Raw genomic sequence first — 17,851 nt, 5'->3', positions numbered from 1 at the left:
GGCCGGGTTCAATTCTTTAATTTAAGGGAGAGCCCGAGGGCGCATGTCAGCCATCCGCGGCGAAAAGGTCACGTTTCGCAAGAAGGATATCGTTGCGCTGGACCGCTTGCCGTCCGCTCAGGCCGAGGATCCGATCATCGTTCATTGCCCGCCGCCGCGTTCGCCGATGCGCCGGACGGCGAAGCTGACGTCGGTTTTCCTCGGACTGATTCTCCTTATTCTTGCCGCCATCGTGTTCACCATCGAAAGCGGCATGTTCGATAAGCCGCTGTCTCAGCAGGCGCAGGCGGCGCTTGATGGCGTGGCGGGACCGCGTTACCGCGCCGAAGTCGGCTCCACCGTTATCCGTTTCACCTCCGACTTCCGACTGGCGCTGGAAGCGCGCAACGTCAATATGATCGACCAGAGGAGCGGTGAGCACCTGTCGACGACGGGTTCGGTGCGCCTGGGCCTCGATCCGCTGCAGCTTTTCCGCGGCCGGATTGCCGTTGCGGATATCGAAGCGGAGGATATCGCACTCGACACTTCGCTTCTGCCCTCCGGCAACCCGGTCAAGCTTGACGATCTGCGCATCGACGCCATGCCGGCGGCGATGGAGACGATCTTCGAGCAACTCGACATGTTCGACAGCATCGTGGCGCGCGGTTCGACGAATTCCGTGCGCATCTCCGGCATCGACATCAAGCTTGCCGATACGGCGAACGGCCCGCTGTCGCTCGTCGTCGACAATCTGGTGTTCGCTCATGGCGGGCCATCCTCGCTGCAATTGAGAGGGGAGGTTGCGCTTAATGGCGAGGTGGCGGAACTCGACGTGCTGGCCGAGAAGGAAGACGGCCAGGTGTCGAAGGTGGTGGCGACGCTCAAGCATGCGAACCTCACGCCGTTTACGCTGAAACGCAACGACCAGGGCGTGATACGGCAGGGGCTTACCACTTTTGCCGACCTGACGGTGTCGGCCACGAGGGCGCGCGATGGCGCCGAGCCGTCCCTCGCGGCGACGATCGACGTCGATCCCGGTCTGATCTATGCCGACGGCGATCCGCAGGAGCTGTCGGGCGGGCAAATCAATCTGGCCTATGACTTCATCAAGCAGACAGTCGAGATCACTAAATCGAATCTCCGGTTCGGCGCAACCACGCTGCCCCTCAATGGCGCGCTGATCGATCTCGACAAACTCGATCCCAAAGCCGGCAAGGGCTTCGGCATCGATCTGCTCGTCAGCGGCGGCACCGCCGCCCCGAGCGGGTCCGGCGAACAGCCTGTTGCCTTCGACATCCAGGCGACCGGACGCTATATGGTCGCCGGCCGGGAATTCCTCTTTCCCAACATGACTGTCTCCAGCCCGCTCGGCGCGCTTTACGGGGCGTTGCACGTCAGGCTCGGCGATAAATCGCCGGAAATCAGCTTTGCCGGCCAATCCAGAGAGCTGCAGACGACGGCGATCAAGCAGCTCTGGCCGTTCTGGATGGCGCCGAAGGTGCGCACATGGGTGCACGGCAATCTCTTCGGCGGCACTGTCACCGACGCGGCCATCTCCGTCTTCATCCCCTTCGGTCGGCTTGACGAGGCAGCCGGGGGCAGGGGATTAAAGCTCGATGCCAATCAGATCCGCATCGGCTTCGATATTGCCGGCGCGCGGATGAACGTCGCGGGCGATATTCCGCCGGTCCGCGATACGGCGGCGCATTTCGACCTGACCGGGCCCGTTGCAACGATTTTGATCAAGAGCGGCATGTCCTATTTCCCCTCCGGCCGGTCCGTCGCACTCGGGCAGGGAACGTTCGTCATACCGTCCGCCTACGACAAACCGCTGATGGCCGATATCGATCTGGCGGTATCAGGCGCGGCGGACGCCATAGGCGAGCTCCTGACCTACAAACCAATCCGGGTGCTGCAGCGCGCCGGCTTTACGCCCGACGATTTCAAGGGGCACATCGACGCGAATGTGAAGGCGCATTTCGGACTGCTGTCGTCGCAAAACCCGCCGCCGGCCGAGTGGAAGGCCGCCATGAAGCTCGCTGACGTCGATCTTGCCAAGCCGTTTTCCGGCCGCACGATCAGCAATGTCAGCGGCATGCTGAATGGCGATCCGAAGCAGATCACGCTTGACGCCAAGGGGGAGATCGACGGCATTCCCGCAGACATCGATCTGACCGAGCCGGTCGAGGCGTCGTCTGGTGTGCAGCGGCAGCGCGTGATTACGGCCACGCTCTCCGATGATGAGCGCAGCAAGGTGATGCCCGGGCTTTCCGATATCGTCAGGGGCAACCTGAAGATGGTGCTGACGCGGATCGACGACGACCGACAAGACGTTCAGCTCGATCTCACCAAATCGATGCTCGACCTGCCCTGGATCGGCTGGTCGAAAGGCAGCGGCATTGCCGCCTCCGCCGAATTCGAGATGTCCGGCCCGCCCGAGAATACCGAGATCAAGAATTTCCGGCTGAAGGGTGATGGCTTCGGCGCCAGCGGATCGCTTGTTGTCGGCAAGACCGGTCTTATCTCGGCGGATTTCGACAGCGTCAGGCTCTCCTCGCTCGATGATTTCGCCCTGTCGGTCAAGCGCAGCAAGGGCAATTTCGACGTCTCCGTTTCCGGCGACAGCGCCGATGCGCGGCCGGTCATCGCGCGATTGAAAGCGGGCTCGGAGGGCGGCGAGGACGGCGATGGCGACAATACCGGCGTGTCGGTGCGCGCCAAGCTGAAAAATGTCGTCGGCTTCAACGACGAGAAGGTCGGAAATTTCCAGGCGCAGGTGTCACTGCGCGGCGACAAGCTGCAGGCACTGAATTTTTCCGGCATCACGGACAGCGGCGAGGCCGTCGTCAGCCAGATGAAGGACGGCGGTGTCGTCAATATCACCAGCGGCGATGCCGGTGCGGTATCGCGTTTTGCCGATCTCTATCAGCACATGCAGGGAGGCCTGCTCAATCTGGCGATCCGGCTTTCGCCGCAGGGCGGGTGGGACGGCTCGCTCGATGTGCGCCGCTTCTCGATCGTCAACGAGCAGCGCCTGCGTTCGATCGTCTCGACACCTGTCGGCAACGAGCAGCGCAGCCTCAATGAGGCGGTCAAACGCGACATCGATACCTCGTCGCAACGCTTCCAGCGCGGCTTTGCCCGCATCGTCTCGCGCAACGGCATGGTCGGTATCGAGAACGGCGTGCTTCGCGGCGACCAGATCGGCGCGACCTTCCAGGGCGTGGTGCGCGACCGCAAGGGCAATATGGATATGACCGGCACCTTCATGCCGGCCTATGGCCTCAATCGCCTCTTTGCCGAACTGCCTCTGATCGGCGTCATCCTCGGCAATGGAAGCGACCGCGGCCTGATCGGCATCACCTTTAAGCTCACCGGCAAGTTCGATCAGCCGAACCTGCAGATCAATCCGCTGTCGATCATCGCCCCGGGCGTCTTCCGGCAGATTTTCGAATTCCAGTGAGGGAAAGCGAGACTAAATATCTTTCCGCCTGAGGAGATAGTCGAGACCGCCGACGCGATACCAGCGGTAGCCATAGGCATCGAGCACGACCGTATGGCGCCCGTTTTCGTCGGCTTCGCTACTTGCCCCATCGGCAATATCGATCAGCAGTCGCCCGAGTTCACCAACATCAGGATCGAAGGTCACTTCCGTCGGGTGCGGATGCAGGTTGTGCAGGATCAGCACCGAATTGCCGCGCCAGTCATAACGCAGCGCCAGTACGCCGTCGTCACCTGTGTCGACCGCTGAGAAATCGCCCCAACCGATCTCGGGAGCCTCCTTGCGCATCCGGATCATCCGCTCGGTCCAGTTCAAGAGCGAATTCGGGTCGCGCCGCTGGGCGGCGACATTGATATGCTCGAAGCCGTAGGGGCCGTCCTTGATAACAGGCGAAACGGGCTTCGCGCTTTTGGTGAAACCGCCTTCCGGTTCCGTCGACCATTGCATCGGGGTGCGCGCGCAATTGCGCTCCGGCAGGCACAGATCATCGCCCATGCCGATTTCATCGCCGTAGCGGATGACCGGCGTTCCGGGCAGCGAGAACAGCAGGCTGTAGGCCAACTCGATCCTGCGGCGGTCGCCGCCGAGCATAGGCGCCAGGCGACGGCGAATGCCCCTGTCGTAAAGTTGCATTTCCTTCTCGGGTCCAAATGCCGCGAATACCGCATCGCGCTGCTTATCCGTCAGGCGACCGAGATCCAGTTCATCGTGGTTGCGAAGAAATAGACCCCATTGCGCGGTTGCCGGGCGCGGCTTCGTGGCATCCATAGCCTTCTTCAGAGGCCGCGTGTCGGCCGTGGCGAGAGCATAAAACAGCGTCTGGTTGACCTGGAAATTGAACATCATCTGCATGCGGTCGCCATCGTCGCCGAAATATTCGAAATTGTCCTTCGGCAGGATATTGGCCTCCGCCAGCACGATGGAATCTCCCAGTCGCCATTGCAGGAATTCGCGAAATTTCCTCAGCATGTCGAACTGCTCGACCGGCTTGGTGACCTCTGCGCCCTTGGTGGCGATGATGAAGGGGGCGGCGTCCATGCGGAAGCCCGAGACGCCGAGCTGGATCCAGAAGCCCATGATCTTGAGGATCTCCGCCTGCACCTCGGGATTGGACGTGTTGAGATCGGGCTGGTGATCGTAGAAGCGGTGAAAATAATAGCCCTTGGCTTTTTCGTCATAGGTCCAGGTGGTTTTCTGGACGCCCGGGAAAACCATGCCCTGATCCGCGTTGGCGGGCTTTTTGTCTGACCAGACGTACCACTCGCGATAGCGTGAATGCGGGTCGCTCCTAGCGTCTTCGAACCAGGGATGATCCTTGGAGGTGTGATTGATCACCAGATCGATCAACACCCGGATGCCCCGCTGTTTGGCACCATGGGTGAACTCGACGAAATCGCCGAGCGAGCCATAGCGTGGGTCGACATTGTAGTAATCGGAGACGTCGTAGCCGTCGTCCCGACCGGGCGACGTCTGGAACGGCATGAGCCAGATCGCCGTCACGCCGAGGCCGGAGAGATAGTCGAGACGGCGCATCAGGCCCTGGAAATCGCCCACACCGTCGCCGTTCGCATCCATGAAGCTCTCGACGGACAGGCAGTAGATGACGGCGTTCTTATACCAGAGGTCGTTGATCATGCCGGCGCTCCAAATGCATCTGGTCGCAAATCCCGTCGGGCGGAAAAGGTTCCGGGAAGGCGATATCGTGGCGCGGCCAGTTGGATAATTGCGACTTATAGGCTGGTCATTGATGCTTTGCTTATTTTAGATAATTCTGATGTAATGTGGGTGCCAGCTGCAACAGCGATTGGTGCAATGTCGGAGGATGCCATGCAGTGCGCCCGGACAGTCTCTTTCCTATCGGCCACCATGATGGCCGTGACAGTTGGCGAGGCTTCGAATTCTGCAAAAAAGGGCGGACGGCTGAAGCCGGTGAAGAGCATCCCCGTCGAGCACGTCCTCCTGGTTCCGCTCGACGCAAAGATGACGGCGCCGATCTTCTCGATCGGCTGGTGGTCGCGCGTGCGACCCGCTTCGGAGGTTAATCCCCCCGGACCTCTCCTGCGAGAGATGAAACAAGACGAAGCGGAATATCGGTGGCGGGCCGACTGATCCCGCGCCAAAGGAAAAGCCGGCGCGGGGCGCCGGCTCCAAAATCCGTCCAATTGGAAGCGACCTATGCCGCGCGGCGGATCAGGATGTGCTTCTTCTTGCCGAGCGAGAGCTTGATGACGCCGTCGGCGGTAATTTCGCCGCTGCCGATCAGGCGGCGTTCGTCGCTGATGGCCTCGTCATTGACGCGCACTGCGCCACCCTGGACGTGGCGACGGGCTTCGCCGTTGGAGCCGGCAAGGCCGGCGCGCACCATCAGCGAGAGCAGACCGATGCCGCCGTCGAGTTCTGTGGCCGGGATCTCGACCGAAGGCAGGTTTTCGGCGATGCGGCCTTCCTCGAAGGTGGTGCGGGCCGTTTCTGCGGATGCTTCGGCCGCCACGCGACCGTGGACGATCGCGGTCGCTTCCGTGGCGAGAATCTTCTTCGCCTCGTTGATTTCGGCGCCGCCCAGCGCTTCGAGCCTTGCGATTTCGGAAAGAGGCAGGCGGGTGAAAATCTTCAGGAACCGGCCGACATCGGCATCCTCGGTGTTGCGCCAGTATTGCCAGAAATCATAGGGGCTGAAGACGTCCTCGTTCAGCCAAACGGCACCGGAGGCGGTCTTGCCCATCTTTGCGCCGGAACTCGTCGTCAAAAGCGGGGTCGTCAGCGCGTAAAGCTGCGGCGTCCCCATCCGGTGACCGAGATCGACGCCGTTGATGATGTTGCCCCACTGGTCCGAACCGCCCATCTGCAGGCGGCAGCCGTAGCGGCGGCTGAGCTCGACGAAGTCGTAGCCCTGCATGATCATGTAGTTGAATTCCAGGAAGGAGAGCGATTGCTCGCGATCGAGGCGCAGCTTGACGCTGTCGAAGGAGAGCATGCGGTTGACCGAGAAATGCCGGCCGACGTCGCGCAGGAATTCGACATAATTGAGCTTCATCAGCCAGTCGGCATTGTTGACCATGAAGGCATCGGTCGGGCCGTCGCCGAAGCGCAGGATCCGCGAGAAGATCTTTTTGATGCCCTCGATGTTGGTGGCGATCGCCTCCGGCGTCAGAAGCTTGCGCTGCTCGTCACGGAAGGAGGGATCGCCGACCATCGAAGTACCGCCGCCCATCAGCGCGATCGGCCGATGGCCCGTCTCCTGCAGCCAGTAGAGCATGGTGGCCGAGATCAGATTGCCGATATGCAGGCTGGTCGCGGTTGCGTCGTAGCCGACATAGGCCGTCACGACCTCCTTCGCGAACAGGTCGTCGAGGCCGCTTTCATCGGAAACCTGATGAATGAAGCCACGCTCTTTCAGCGTACGGAGGAAATCGGACTTGAACTCGGACATGGCTTTCGTCTCTTCGTGCCTGCGCTTCGCCCGCCGGGCTTCACGCAACTTCGTTGTTGTTGATCTGTCGCGGCGCGTTTAGCACTGTTTTTACAAAAGTGCATCCGGGAATCGCATGGGAGGCAAGCCTCATGGATGTGGTCAGAACCGCGATCGGGCTGATGAGCGGCACGTCGATGGACGGTATCGATGTCGCGCTGATCAGGACCGACGGCCGCGGCTTCATCGAGCGCGGGCCGTTTCTGGGCATGCCGTATGATGCAGAGTTTCGCGGACGGCTCAAACGGGCCCTGGAACTGGCGCGGCCGCTCCGCGACAGGAACGAACGGCCGGGAGAACTTCGCGAGATCGAGCAAGAGCTGACCCTACGGCATGCAACGGCCGTTACGGCATTTCTCGAGCGTTTCGGGCTCGCTGCCAATGGCGTCGATGTTCTCGGATTCCATGGCCAGACGGTGCTTCACCGGCCGGACGAGGGACTGACGATCCAGATCGGCGACGGTCGGGAATTGGCGCGACGGACGGGCTTATCGGTGGTCTACGACATGCGTGCCAACGATATGGTGCATGGCGGGCAGGGTGCGCCGCTGGTGCCGGCCTATCATGCAGCACTGGCGGGAAAATTCCAGCAGGCGGGAGAGGCGGTGTGCTTCGTCAATATCGGCGGCATCTCCAACCTCACCTATATCGGCGCTGACGGCCGGATCGCCGCCTTCGACAGCGGTCCTGGCAATACGCTGATCGATCAATGGGTAGAGATGCAGACCGGCAGAACCTATGATCCCGGCGGCGAGATCGGCGGGCGCGGGAAGGTCGTCCCCGCCCTGGCGCAGCGGTATCTGGACAGCCCGTTCTTCCGCGGCAATGTCCGCCGTTCGCTCGATCGCGGCGATTTCGCGCCGCTTCGGCCTGATGAGGCGAGCCTCGAAGACGGCGCCCGGACGCTTGCTCATGTCGCCGCCGCATCGATCGTCAAATCCGCCGGATTCCTGCCCGAACGTCCCTCGGCCTATATCGTCTGCGGCGGCGGTCGGCTGAACGGCACCTTGATGGCCGAGTTCTCGGCGATGGCCGAGGGATCGAGAGTGTTGAGCGCCGAGGCCGCGGGCTTCGACGGCGATGCGATGGAGGCCGAAGCCTGGGCCTATCTCGCCGTACGCTCGCTGGACGGGCTGCCGCTGACCTTTCCCGGAACGACGGGTGTTGCGGCTCCCGTCAGCGGCGGCGTGCTGGCAACACCATGACAAGCAAAGGCTGATATTGGAGACGCCGAGGCTGCGTTTTGTCATGTGGGACGAAGGCGACGCCGCCCTGCTGCGGCAACTGCACTCGAGCATGGCGACGACGCGATATCTTCCCGACAATACTCCCTGGAGTCTTGATAAGGCCGAGCAACGGTTGCGCGGCTGGTTCGCGGAGCAGGCGCGCGACGGTACAACCAAATACAAGCTTCTCGCCGCGGATGGCAGCTTTATCGGTCGCGCCGGCATTTCGCGATTCGGGAGTGACCAATTCGAACTCGGCTATTTCCTGCGCGAGGAGGTGTGGGGCAAGGGCCTGGCGACGGAGGCGGCGAGCGCGCTGGCCGGCTGGTTCTTCTCGGGGGAGTTCGCGTCGAGCTTCATCGCTTTCACGCATCCCGAAAACGTTGCTTCGCAGCGGGTCCTCAGGAAGATCGGCATGCGCGAACGCGCGCCGATCCTGATCGATGGAGTCCTCGACACGGCTTACGAGCTGACTGCCGGCATGCAGTCGGGAAAGCCCAGCGCGTCGTGACGATGGCGGTGGGCAGACGTCGGGGCTATGCGGTCAGCGGATCCGCTTGGCCGCCGGTTCGGGCACTAGCTCGCCATTGAGGCGGCGATCGAGATAGTCCTCACATTCGCCCATCAGCGTCTCCACCTGACCATTGAAGAAGTGGTTGGCGTTGGCGACGGTGCGATGGGTGATGAGGATTCCTTTCTGGGTCTTCAACTTTTCGACCAAGCCGTTGACATCCTTTTCCGGCGCCACCTTGTCGGCCTCGCCGTTGATGATCAGGCCGGATGAGGGGCAGGGCGCGAGGAAGGAGAAGTCGTAGGTATTCGGCTGCGGGGCGATCGACATGAAGCCTTCGATTTCGGGCCGGCGCATCAGAAGCTGCATGCCGATCCAGGCGCCGAAGGAATAGCCGGCGACCCAGCAGGTCTTGGAATCTGGGTGCAGGCTCTGCACCCAGTCGAGCGCGGAGGCGGCATCCGACAATTCGCCAGCGCCGTGATCGAATTCGCCCTGGCTGCGGCCGATGCCCCGGAAATTGAAGCGCAGCGTCGTGAACCCGCGCTTCTGGAACATGTAGAAGAGCTGGTAGACGATCTGATTGTTCATCGTGCCGCCGAACTGCGGATGCGGATGCAGGATGAGCGCGATGGGCGCGCTTTTTTCCTTGGAGGGCTGGTAGCGGCCTTCAAGACGGCCGGCTGGGCCGTTGAAAATTACTTCGGGCATTGGTACTCCGGGTTTTATTTCGCGTTCGGGCTGCGTCGGGCGACAACATGACTTGACTAACGTTGTCAGCTTTTCTAAAACGCAGTTTAGAACAATTCGAAACTTGCATGGCGATCCACGCTTCGTGGAACGTGTCATACGGCAAGCCCGGCGGAAATTTCAAGAAAAATGAACCGTGGGTGCTGAAGCAAGCTCGTCAAGCGCAGGACTGAAGATCATGGCGCCGCCACGCCTTTATCTCGACTGGAATGCCACAGCGCCGCTGCACCCCGCAGCGCGTGAGGCGATCATGGGCGCCATTGACGTGTTTGGCAATCCGAACAGCGTGCATGGTGAGGGACGGGCCGCCCGCGCAGCTATCGAATGTGCGCGACGCAAGGTCGCCGCCCTTGCCGGCACAGAAGCCGGCAATGTGATCTTCACCAGCGGCGCAACGGAAGCAGCCAATCTGGTGCTGACGCCGGAATTTCGCATGGGCCGCACGCCGCTTCGGCTTGGCCATCTCTATTTCTCAGCAGTCGAGCACCCGGCGGTTCGCGAAGGCGGGCGCTTCTCGAGGGAAAACATGACGGAGATCCCGGTGACGGAGGCCGGAATCGTCGATCTCGACGCGCTCGGGCTTCTGCTTGGGGCCCATGACAAGGCCGCAGGCCTGCCGATGGTCGCCGTCATGCTTGTTAACAACGAGACGGGTATCATCCAGCCGGTCGAGGCGGCGGCGAAGATCGTGCATGCCCATGGTGGGCTCTTCGTGGTCGACGCCGTGCAGGCGGCTGGTCGCATCGCCCTCGACATCAACCGGATTGGCGCCGATTTCATGATCGTCTCCTCGCACAAGATCGGTGGGCCGAAGGGCGCGGGCGCGCTGATCGCACGTGGCGAGGCGCTGATGCCGCGGCCGCTGATCCAGGGCGGCGGGCAGGAGCGCGGTCACCGGTCAGGGACACAGAATTCGCTGGCGCTGATCGGCTTCGGCGCCGCAGCCGAGGTGGCCGCGGGCGAGCTCGAGATGCGCAATGTGGCGATCGGTGTAATGCGTGAGCGGCTGGAAGCCGGCATGCGCCGACACGCCGCCGACGTGATCATCCACGGCGAGGCTGGCGAACGTGTTGCCAATACGATCTTCTTCACTCTACCGGGCTTGAAAGCAGAGACCGGCCAGATCGCCTTCGATCTCGAAGGGGTGGCTCTGTCGGCAGGCTCGGCCTGCTCGTCGGGACGGCTCGGCGAAAGCCATGTGCTGACGGCGATGGGACGCGACGCCAAGCTCGGCGGCTTGCGCATCTCGCTTGGCTTTTCGACGACGGAAGAGGATATCGACAGGGCAATTGCTGCTTTTGCGAAGATCGCCTGCCGGCGCAGGTCGGCGGGCGAGGCGGCCTGACCGCATCATAAACTTGCGGAAATGCAAATTTCCGCTTGCCAATCGGGCTGAAAAGTCCCTTTTGGCCTCTTACATCAGGGCAAGGATTTGCCCGACCATCAGGGCAAGGAAGTCGCCCGACATGAAGGGCGAGACAATTGCCCAAATGCTACAAGCTGCCGGACCTTGGATCCGGCGAGATTGGAGAACGAAATGGCTGCCGTGCAGGAAACGATCGACCAGGTGCGCCTGATCGATGTGGACCAGTACAAATACGGTTTCGAGACTGTCATCGAAATGGACAAGGCCCCGAAAGGCTTGTCCGAGGATATCATCCGCTTCATTTCGGCCAAGAAGCAAGAGCCGGATTGGATGCTGGAATGGCGTCTCGAAGCTTATCGGCGCTGGCTGACGCTGGAAGAGCCGACCTGGGCGCGCGTCAATTATCCGAAGATCGACTTCAACGACATTCATTATTACGCCGCGCCGAAGAGCGCGCCGGGTCCGAAGTCGCTCGACGAAGTCGATCCGGAGCTGCTCAAGGTCTATGACAAGCTCGGCATTCCGCTGCGTGAGCAAGAGATTCTCGCCGGCGTCGAGAAGCCCAAGATCGCCGTCGATGCCGTTTTCGACAGTGTCTCGGTCGTCACCACCTTCAAAGCGGAGCTGAAGAAGGCCGGCGTGATCTTCATGTCGATCTCGGAAGCGATCCGCGAACATCCCGATCTTGTCCGCAAATATCTCGGCTCGGTCGTACCGACTTCGGACAATTATTATGCGACGCTGAATTCGGCTGTGTTCACCGATGGCTCCTTCGTCTTCGTGCCGAAGGGCGTTCGCTGCCCGATGGAGCTCTCCACCTATTTCCGCATCAACGAGAAGGGTACCGGCCAGTTCGAACGCACGCTGATCATCGCGGAAGAGGGCGCCTACGTCTCCTATCTCGAAGGCTGCACCGCCCCGCAGCGCGACGAAAACCAGCTGCACGCCGCGGTGGTCGAGCTCGTGGCGCTCGACGATGCCGAGATCAAATATTCCACCGTCCAGAACTGGTATCCCGGTGACAAGGAAGGCAAGGGCGGCATCTACAATTTCGTCACCAAGCGCGGCGATTGCCGCGGCGCCCGCTCGAAAATTTCCTGGACGCAGGTCGAAACCGGCTCGGCGATCACCTGGAAGTACCCGTCGTGCATCCTGCGCGGCGACGACTCCAGAGGCGAGTTCTACTCGATCGCCGTATCCAACGGCCATCAGCAGATCGACAGCGGCACAAAGATGATCCATCTCGGCAAGAACACGTCGAGCCGCATCGTCTCCAAGGGCATTGCCGCCGGTGTTTCCAACAACACCTATCGCGGCCAGGTCTCGGCTCACCGCAAGGCGTCGAACGCGCGCAACTTCACGCAGTGCGATTCGCTGTTGATCGGCGACAAGTGCGGCGCCCATACCGTGCCCTACATCGAGGCGAAGAATTCGACGGCGCAGTTCGAGCACGAAGCGACGACCTCGAAGATCTCCGAGGACCAGCTGTTCTACTGCCTGCAGCGCGGCATCCCGACAGAAGCGGCGATCGCGCTGATCGTCAACGGCTTCGTCAAGGAAGTGCTGCAGGAACTGCCGATGGAGTTCGCCGTCGAGGCGCAGAAGCTGATCAGCATTTCGCTGGAAGGGAGTGTCGGCTAACACAGCCTCCGTCATCCTCGGGCTTGTCCCGAGGATCTGCTGCGGTCAAAGGACAAGGATGACTGGTTTCGTCTATATGATGTCCGACAAACCGCGGGGCGTGATCTACACCGGCGTTACGAGTGATCTGCACGGTCGCATATGGGAACATCGCAACGAAATCCATAAGGGTTTCACGCAGAAATACAGAGCAAAGAATCTCGTCTGGTTTGAAAACCATCCGAACATCGTGTTGGCGATCCAGCGGGAAAAATCTCTGAAGCGCTATATGCGCGAATGGAAAATCAAGCTCATAGAGGAGCTCAATCCGACCTGGATCGACCTCTACGAGCGGATTGATGAAATCGAGAATGTCTATCGACCGCATCCGAATACGCGGGAGTGGAACGATTACAATTGAAGGCTTAGATCCTCGGGACAAGCCCGAGGATGACGGATCGAGACCGGTGCGAACGGTCAATTGGGCGGGTCCTTGAAATCCGCCGGATAACAGGAAAGACAAAGATGCTTGAAATCAGAAACCTTCATGCCCGCATTGCCGAAGATGGCACCGAGATCATCCGTGGTCTGAACCTGACGGTCAAGGCTGGGGAAGTGGCCGCCATCATGGGGCCGAACGGCTCCGGTAAGTCGACGCTTTCTTATGTGCTGTCGGGACGCGAAGACTATGAAGTCACCGAGGGTGACATTCTCTACAATGGCGAGAGCATTCTCGAACTCGATCCTGCCGAGCGCGCCGCAAAGGGCATTTTCCTTGCCTTCCAGTATCCGGTCGAAATTCCGGGTGTCGCCACCATGCAGTTCCTCAAGGTGGCGATGAACGAGCAGCGCAAGGCGCGCGGCGAGGACGAGCTGACGACGCCGGATTTCATGCGCCGGGTCAAGGATGCCGCGGCCAAGCTGCAGATCAATACCGAGATGCTGAAGCGGCCGCTTAATGTCGGCTTCTCCGGCGGTGAGAAGAAGCGCGCTGAGATCCTGCAGATGGCGCTGCTCGAGCCCAAGCTCTGCGTGCTCGACGAAACTGATTCCGGCCTCGACATCGACGCGCTGAAGATCGTCGCCGACGGCGTCAACGCGCTGCGTTCGCCGGATCGCGCCGTCGTCGTCATCACCCATTACCAGCGCCTGCTCGACTATATCGTGCCGGATACCGTGCACGTGCTCTACAAGGGCCAGGTGATCAAGTCGGGCGACAAGACGCTGGCGCATGAGCTCGAAGCCAACGGCTATGCCGATATCATCGGCGCGGCGGCCTGAGTTCGGGTGGAAAGGACGACCTCCATGAACATGCAGACGACGAGTCGCCTGACCGCGGCCGAAACGGCGCTGATCGAGGCCTTCAACCAGCAGATCGGCGATCTGCCGGGGAACGGCGCGGTGACGGCGTTGCGCGACCGGCTTCTCGATGACCTGAAGAAGGCCGGCCTGCCGACGCGCCGCATCGAAGCCTGGCACTACACTGACTTCAAAAACCTGCTGCGCGGCTTGCCGATCCAGGCAGGCGATGCCGGCTCCGACCCGCTCGAGCCGCTCGTCGCGGGTTCCAGCGTGCTGGCGGTGATCCAGGGCCATGCCAATCAGAAGGCTGCCGCAGAGGGTCTTGGCGTGTCGGCCTATAGCGAAAGTCTGCGCGACGGCTCGGCCGCGGGCGGGCTCGACGCGCTCGGCAGCGATGACGCGGTCGGCCGCATCAATGGCAGCTTCGTGCGTGACGGCTATGTGGTCGACGTGCCTGATGATACCGAGCTTGAAGATCCGCTCGAGATCCAGTTCATCCATGCCGGCGGGCAGACGCATACGCGCCTTCCCGTCTCCTTCGGCGCCGGCGTCAAGGCAACCGTTATCGAGCGTCACCGCGCGGTGACGGGTGACGCTGCCTTCGTGTCCCATATCAGTGACATCACTGTCGGCAAAGGCACGGAGCTGACCTGGATCATCCTGCAGCAGCAGGGCGCCGACGATACGCATCTCGGCCAGATCCGCGTCGATCTCGGCACTGACGCCAAGCTTCGCCTGTTCGTCATCAACGCCGGCGGCAAGCTGGTGCGCCAGGAATTGCATATCAAGGTGACCGGCGAGGGCGCCGATCTGACGCTGCGCGGCATCAACCTGCTCGGGGCCGAGAGCCATACCGACGTGACGATGGTGCTCGGCCACGACGTGCCGCATACCGGCTCGACCGAGGTGATCCGCAATGTTGTCTTCGACCGTGCCAAGGGTGTGTTCCAGGGCATGATCCGGGTGGCGCCCGATGCCCAGAAGACCGACGCCAAGATGGCCTGCAACACGCTGCTGATGTCCGACGATGCCGAGTTCTCGGTCAAGCCCGAACTCGAGATCTTCGCCGACGACGTGCAGTGCGGCCATGGTGCGACAGTGACGGATATCGACGCCAACCATCTCTATTACATGATGGCGCGCGGCATTCCGGAGAACAAGGCGCGGGCGATGCTCGTCAATGCCTTCGTCTCAGAGATCGTCGAGGAACTGGAAGACGAAGCCCTGGTCGAGGCGCTGGAAGGCGTGATCTCGGCCTGGCTCGAGAAGCACGCCTGATCGGATACACCAATGGATAAGATCGCACCGGCCACGCCATACGACGTCGAAGCCATCCGCCGGGATTTTCCGATCCTGGCGGAGAAGGTGCACGGCAAGCCGCTGGTCTACCTCGACAACGGTGCCTCGGCCCAGAAGCCGCAGGTGGTGATCGACGCCATCTCGCATGCCTACGCCCATGAATATGCCAATGTGCATCGCGGCCTGCATTATCTCTCCAATATCGCGACGGATGCCTACGAGGCGGCGCGCGAGAAGGTACGCCGCTTTCTCAATGCCCCTTCGGTGAACGATATCGTCTTCACCAAGAATTCGACTGAGGCGATCAACACCGTCGCCTATGGCTGGGGCATGCCTCAGATCGGCGAAGGTGACGAGATCGTCCTGACGATCATGGAGCACCACTCCAACATCGTGCCCTGGCACTTCATCCGCGAGCGGCAGGGCGCGAAACTGGTCTGGGTGCCGGTTGACGACGAGGGCGCCTTCAATATCGAGGATTTCGAGAAAAGCCTGACAGAGCGCACCAAGCTCGTCGCCATCACCCATATGTCGAACGCGCTCGGCACGATCGTTCCCGTCAAGGAGGTCTGCCGCATCGCCCATGAGCGGGGCATTCCGGTCTTGATCGACGGCAGCCAGGGCGCCGTACATCTGCCGGTCGACGTGCTGGATATCGATTGCGACTGGTACGTCATGACCGGCCACAAGCTCTACGGCCCGTCTGGCATCGGCGTGCTTTACGGCAAGAAGGAACGGCTTGCCCAGATGCGCCCGTTCCAGGGCGGCGGCGAGATGATTTTCGAGGTTGCCGAGGATGCGGTCACCTACAACGATCCGCCGCATCGCTTCGAAGCCGGCACGCCGCCGATCGTCCAGGCGATCGGGCTCGGCTATGCGCTCGACTATATGGAGAAGGTCGGCCGCGAGGCGATCGCCCGGCATGAGGCCGATCTTGCCGCTTACGCGGTCGAGCGGCTGAAATCGGTCAATTCGCTGCGCGTCTTCGGCACGGCGCCTGACAAGGGCAGTATCTTTTCCTTCGAGCTTGCCGGCATCCACGCCCACGACGTCTCGATGGTGATCGACCGGCAGGGCATTGCAGTGCGTGCCGGCACGCATTGCGCCATGCCGCTCTTGAAACGCTTCGGCGTCACCTCCACATGCCGTGCATCCTTCGGCATGTACAATACGCGCGCCGAGGTCGATGCCCTGGCCGATGCGCTTGAATATGCGCGCAAGTTCTTTGCTTGAGGAGTGTCCGTGATGAGCCTGGACGAAAGCGAACAGAAGATCGACGTGCGCGAAGGCATCGTGCATTCCAGCATTCCGGCCGATGAGTTGGCACGGTTGAGCGACGACGTCATCGGCGCGCTGAAGACCGTCTACGACCCGGAAATTCCCGCCGACATCTTCGAACTTGGTCTGATCTACAAGATCGACATCGAGGACGACAGGATGGTGAAGATCATGATGACGCTGACCGCCCCGGGCTGCCCGGTGGCCGGCGAGATGCCCGGCTGGGTCGAGAACGCCGTCGGCGCCGTCGAAGGCGTGTCCGGCGTCGAGGTCGAAATGACCTTCGATCCGCCGTGGACGCCGGATCGCATGTCGGAAGAGGCGCAGGTCGCAGTTGGCTGGTATTGAGGCGGCTGGTATTGATCCGTTTGCGTGCGGCGACTACATTTGAGTCACGAAGCACCGGATCTTGACCCCGGTTGCGGAAGGAGATGAAGCCGATGGGCTTTGCAGTGATGAGCATGACGGAAGGGGCTGCGGCCCGCGTCAAGGCGATCGTCGAAAATTCCGGCCCGGAGACCAAGGGCGTTCGCGTCGGCATCAAGAAGGGCGGCTGCGCCGGGATGGAATACACCATCGATCTGGTGACCGAGCCCAATGCCAAGGACGATCTGATCGAGCGCGACGGCGCCAAGGTCTGGGTCGAACCATCGGCCGTGCTCTATCTGCTCGGCACCGAGATGGGCTTCGAGCAGACGACGCTACGCTCAGGCTTCACCTTCACCAATCCGAACCAGACATCGGCCTGCGGCTGCGGCGAATCCGTCGAGTTGAAACCCGCCGATCTCGCGGCCCTTGCTGCGCGGCGCGAGGCTGAGCCGGCGCATTCCTGACACCGCCCACACACGCCGAAATTAGCCGCTAACCGTTCCTGATGAAGCCGGTTTGGGTCCGTTGAGATCGGGGTTTTCTGTATTATGGATGAGCAAAACGAGGCGCTGCACCACAGGCTGCGTCTTGTTCGGCGGTGCCTGTCGCGAAAAATGATGGTGATTGGGATCGTGTCTCGATTTGCATGATAGAGACGACGCGGCAGCCGAAAGGATTTTTCTCGGCTAACCGAATGCCCAGGTTGGTGGAAAATATCGGGTCGGGATTCCACCGCTCATAGCGCCCAGTGCCGAGGAGTACATCTCGCTCGGCGAGAAATGCCGTCCTCAGGTGGATTTCCTCGTCCGCCGAGATCGGCGTTGCTCCCTGAGCGAGTTCGAGCTCGCAGGAACGTCTCGATTTGCCGTGATCGGGCGGATACTCGGTTTTCACGACAACGAAACGAGCTCCCGGAACCTCCCAGCGCTGTTCAGCCATTTTGTACCCATGCAAAACTGGAAAGGGTACCCCAGGAGCGGTCACCGGGGCGGCCGTCCTGACGTCACGCCCAAGGTCGCGTAATCCTGTTGCATCAAAGTCTTTACCCGTCTCCACGGCGATTCGACAGCGTGTGAACAGGTCACGCCAAACACCGGAAAGGTCTTCGCTAGCGCCAGCACTGGTTATTACGGCCAAATTCAGAAGAATTGATAGGGTAGTGCGGCGCAAGTGGAATTCT

Annotated in this window: 16 protein-coding genes; 12 read left to right on the top strand and 4 right to left on the bottom strand. The window is 61.3% G+C overall.

The features are described from left to right. Positions 1-43: 43 nt before the first annotated feature. The gene (locus RHE_RS11555; RefSeq protein ID WP_011425521.1) at positions 44-3,442 is read left to right on the top strand and encodes a YhdP family protein; all 3,399 of its coding nucleotides are present in this window, start codon (positions 44-46) and stop codon (positions 3,440-3,442) included. Between the two features lie 12 nt (positions 3,443-3,454). Here the strand turns inward: RHE_RS11555 and RHE_RS11550 are convergent, their stop codons facing one another. Beyond that, positions 3,455-5,116, bottom strand: a complete 1,662-nt coding sequence (locus RHE_RS11550; RefSeq protein ID WP_011425520.1) for an alpha-amylase family protein — start codon at positions 5,114-5,116, stop codon at positions 3,455-3,457. A gap of 177 nt (positions 5,117-5,293) precedes the next feature. On the opposite strand from RHE_RS11550, the gene RHE_RS11545 reads away from it, so the two are divergent. Next, complete coding sequence (locus tag RHE_RS11545; protein ID WP_406867018.1) at positions 5,294-5,590, top strand: hypothetical protein; 297 nt, start codon at positions 5,294-5,296, stop codon at positions 5,588-5,590. Positions 5,591-5,654: 64 nt separating this feature from the next. Here the strand turns inward: RHE_RS11545 and tyrS are convergent, their stop codons facing one another. Continuing rightward, entirely contained in the window at positions 5,655-6,911 is a 1,257-nt protein-coding gene (gene tyrS, locus RHE_RS11540; RefSeq protein ID WP_011425518.1) for a tyrosine--tRNA ligase, read from the bottom strand. A 131-nt stretch (positions 6,912-7,042) separates the two neighbouring features. On the opposite strand from tyrS, the gene RHE_RS11535 reads away from it, so the two are divergent. Both RHE_RS11535 and RHE_RS11530 read left to right on the top strand, forming a co-directional pair. Then, positions 7,043-8,155 carry an anhydro-N-acetylmuramic acid kinase gene (locus tag RHE_RS11535; RefSeq protein WP_011425517.1) on the top strand — a complete coding sequence of 371 codons (1,113 nt, stop codon included), beginning with the start codon at positions 7,043-7,045 and terminating at the stop codon, positions 8,153-8,155. Between the two features lie 10 nt (positions 8,156-8,165). Beyond that, complete coding sequence (locus tag RHE_RS11530; protein ID WP_042119251.1) at positions 8,166-8,687, top strand: GNAT family N-acetyltransferase; 522 nt, start codon at positions 8,166-8,168, stop codon at positions 8,685-8,687. Between the two features lie 33 nt (positions 8,688-8,720). On the opposite strand, the gene RHE_RS11525 is transcribed toward RHE_RS11530, so the two are convergent. Further along, positions 8,721-9,398, bottom strand: a complete 678-nt coding sequence (locus RHE_RS11525) for an alpha/beta hydrolase (protein ID WP_011425515.1) — start codon at positions 9,396-9,398, stop codon at positions 8,721-8,723. A gap of 217 nt (positions 9,399-9,615) precedes the next feature. Here RHE_RS11525 and RHE_RS11520 point away from each other — a divergent pair, with 217 nt between their 5' ends. From RHE_RS11520 to sufA, 8 genes are all read left to right on the top strand, one after another. Further along, the gene (locus RHE_RS11520; RefSeq protein ID WP_020921378.1) at positions 9,616-10,782 is read left to right on the top strand and encodes a cysteine desulfurase family protein; all 1,167 of its coding nucleotides are present in this window, start codon (positions 9,616-9,618) and stop codon (positions 10,780-10,782) included. 192 nt (positions 10,783-10,974) lie between these two features. Next, positions 10,975-12,444 carry a Fe-S cluster assembly protein SufB gene (gene sufB, locus RHE_RS11515; protein ID WP_011425513.1) on the top strand — a complete coding sequence of 490 codons (1,470 nt, stop codon included), beginning with the start codon at positions 10,975-10,977 and terminating at the stop codon, positions 12,442-12,444. 58 nt (positions 12,445-12,502) lie between these two features. Beyond that, entirely contained in the window at positions 12,503-12,844 is a 342-nt protein-coding gene (locus RHE_RS11510; RefSeq protein ID WP_011425512.1) for a GIY-YIG nuclease family protein, read from the top strand. Between the two features lie 104 nt (positions 12,845-12,948). Next, a complete protein-coding gene (gene sufC, locus RHE_RS11505) occupies positions 12,949-13,704 on the top strand; it encodes a Fe-S cluster assembly ATPase SufC (protein ID WP_011425511.1) in 756 nt (251 codons plus the stop codon). 24 nt (positions 13,705-13,728) lie between these two features. After that, positions 13,729-15,003, top strand: a complete 1,275-nt coding sequence (gene sufD / locus RHE_RS11500; RefSeq protein WP_011425510.1) for a Fe-S cluster assembly protein SufD — start codon at positions 13,729-13,731, stop codon at positions 15,001-15,003. Positions 15,004-15,015: 12 nt separating this feature from the next. Continuing rightward, positions 15,016-16,257 (top strand): cysteine desulfurase, encoded by a 1,242-nt coding sequence (locus RHE_RS11495; RefSeq protein ID WP_011425509.1) that lies wholly within the window; start codon positions 15,016-15,018, stop codon positions 16,255-16,257. 12 nt (positions 16,258-16,269) lie between these two features. Further along, positions 16,270-16,650, top strand: coding sequence for an SUF system Fe-S cluster assembly protein (locus RHE_RS11490; RefSeq protein ID WP_004675587.1), 381 nt, complete (start codon positions 16,270-16,272; stop codon positions 16,648-16,650). A gap of 92 nt (positions 16,651-16,742) precedes the next feature. Continuing rightward, entirely contained in the window at positions 16,743-17,135 is a 393-nt protein-coding gene (gene sufA / locus RHE_RS11485) for a Fe-S cluster assembly scaffold SufA (protein WP_011425508.1), read from the top strand. A gap of 82 nt (positions 17,136-17,217) precedes the next feature. Here sufA and RHE_RS34325 read toward each other — a convergent pair whose 3' ends face one another. After that, complete coding sequence (locus RHE_RS34325; protein ID WP_244425735.1) at positions 17,218-17,610, bottom strand: hypothetical protein; 393 nt, start codon at positions 17,608-17,610, stop codon at positions 17,218-17,220. Between the last annotated feature and the right edge of the window lie 241 nt (positions 17,611-17,851).

Origin of the sequence: Rhizobium etli CFN 42, assembly GCF_000092045.1 — a bacterium.
Taxonomy (GTDB): Bacteria; Pseudomonadota; Alphaproteobacteria; order Rhizobiales; family Rhizobiaceae; genus Rhizobium; species Rhizobium etli.
Note: the sequence above shows the minus strand (reverse complement) of the source record. Positions and strands in the feature narration are given on the sequence as shown.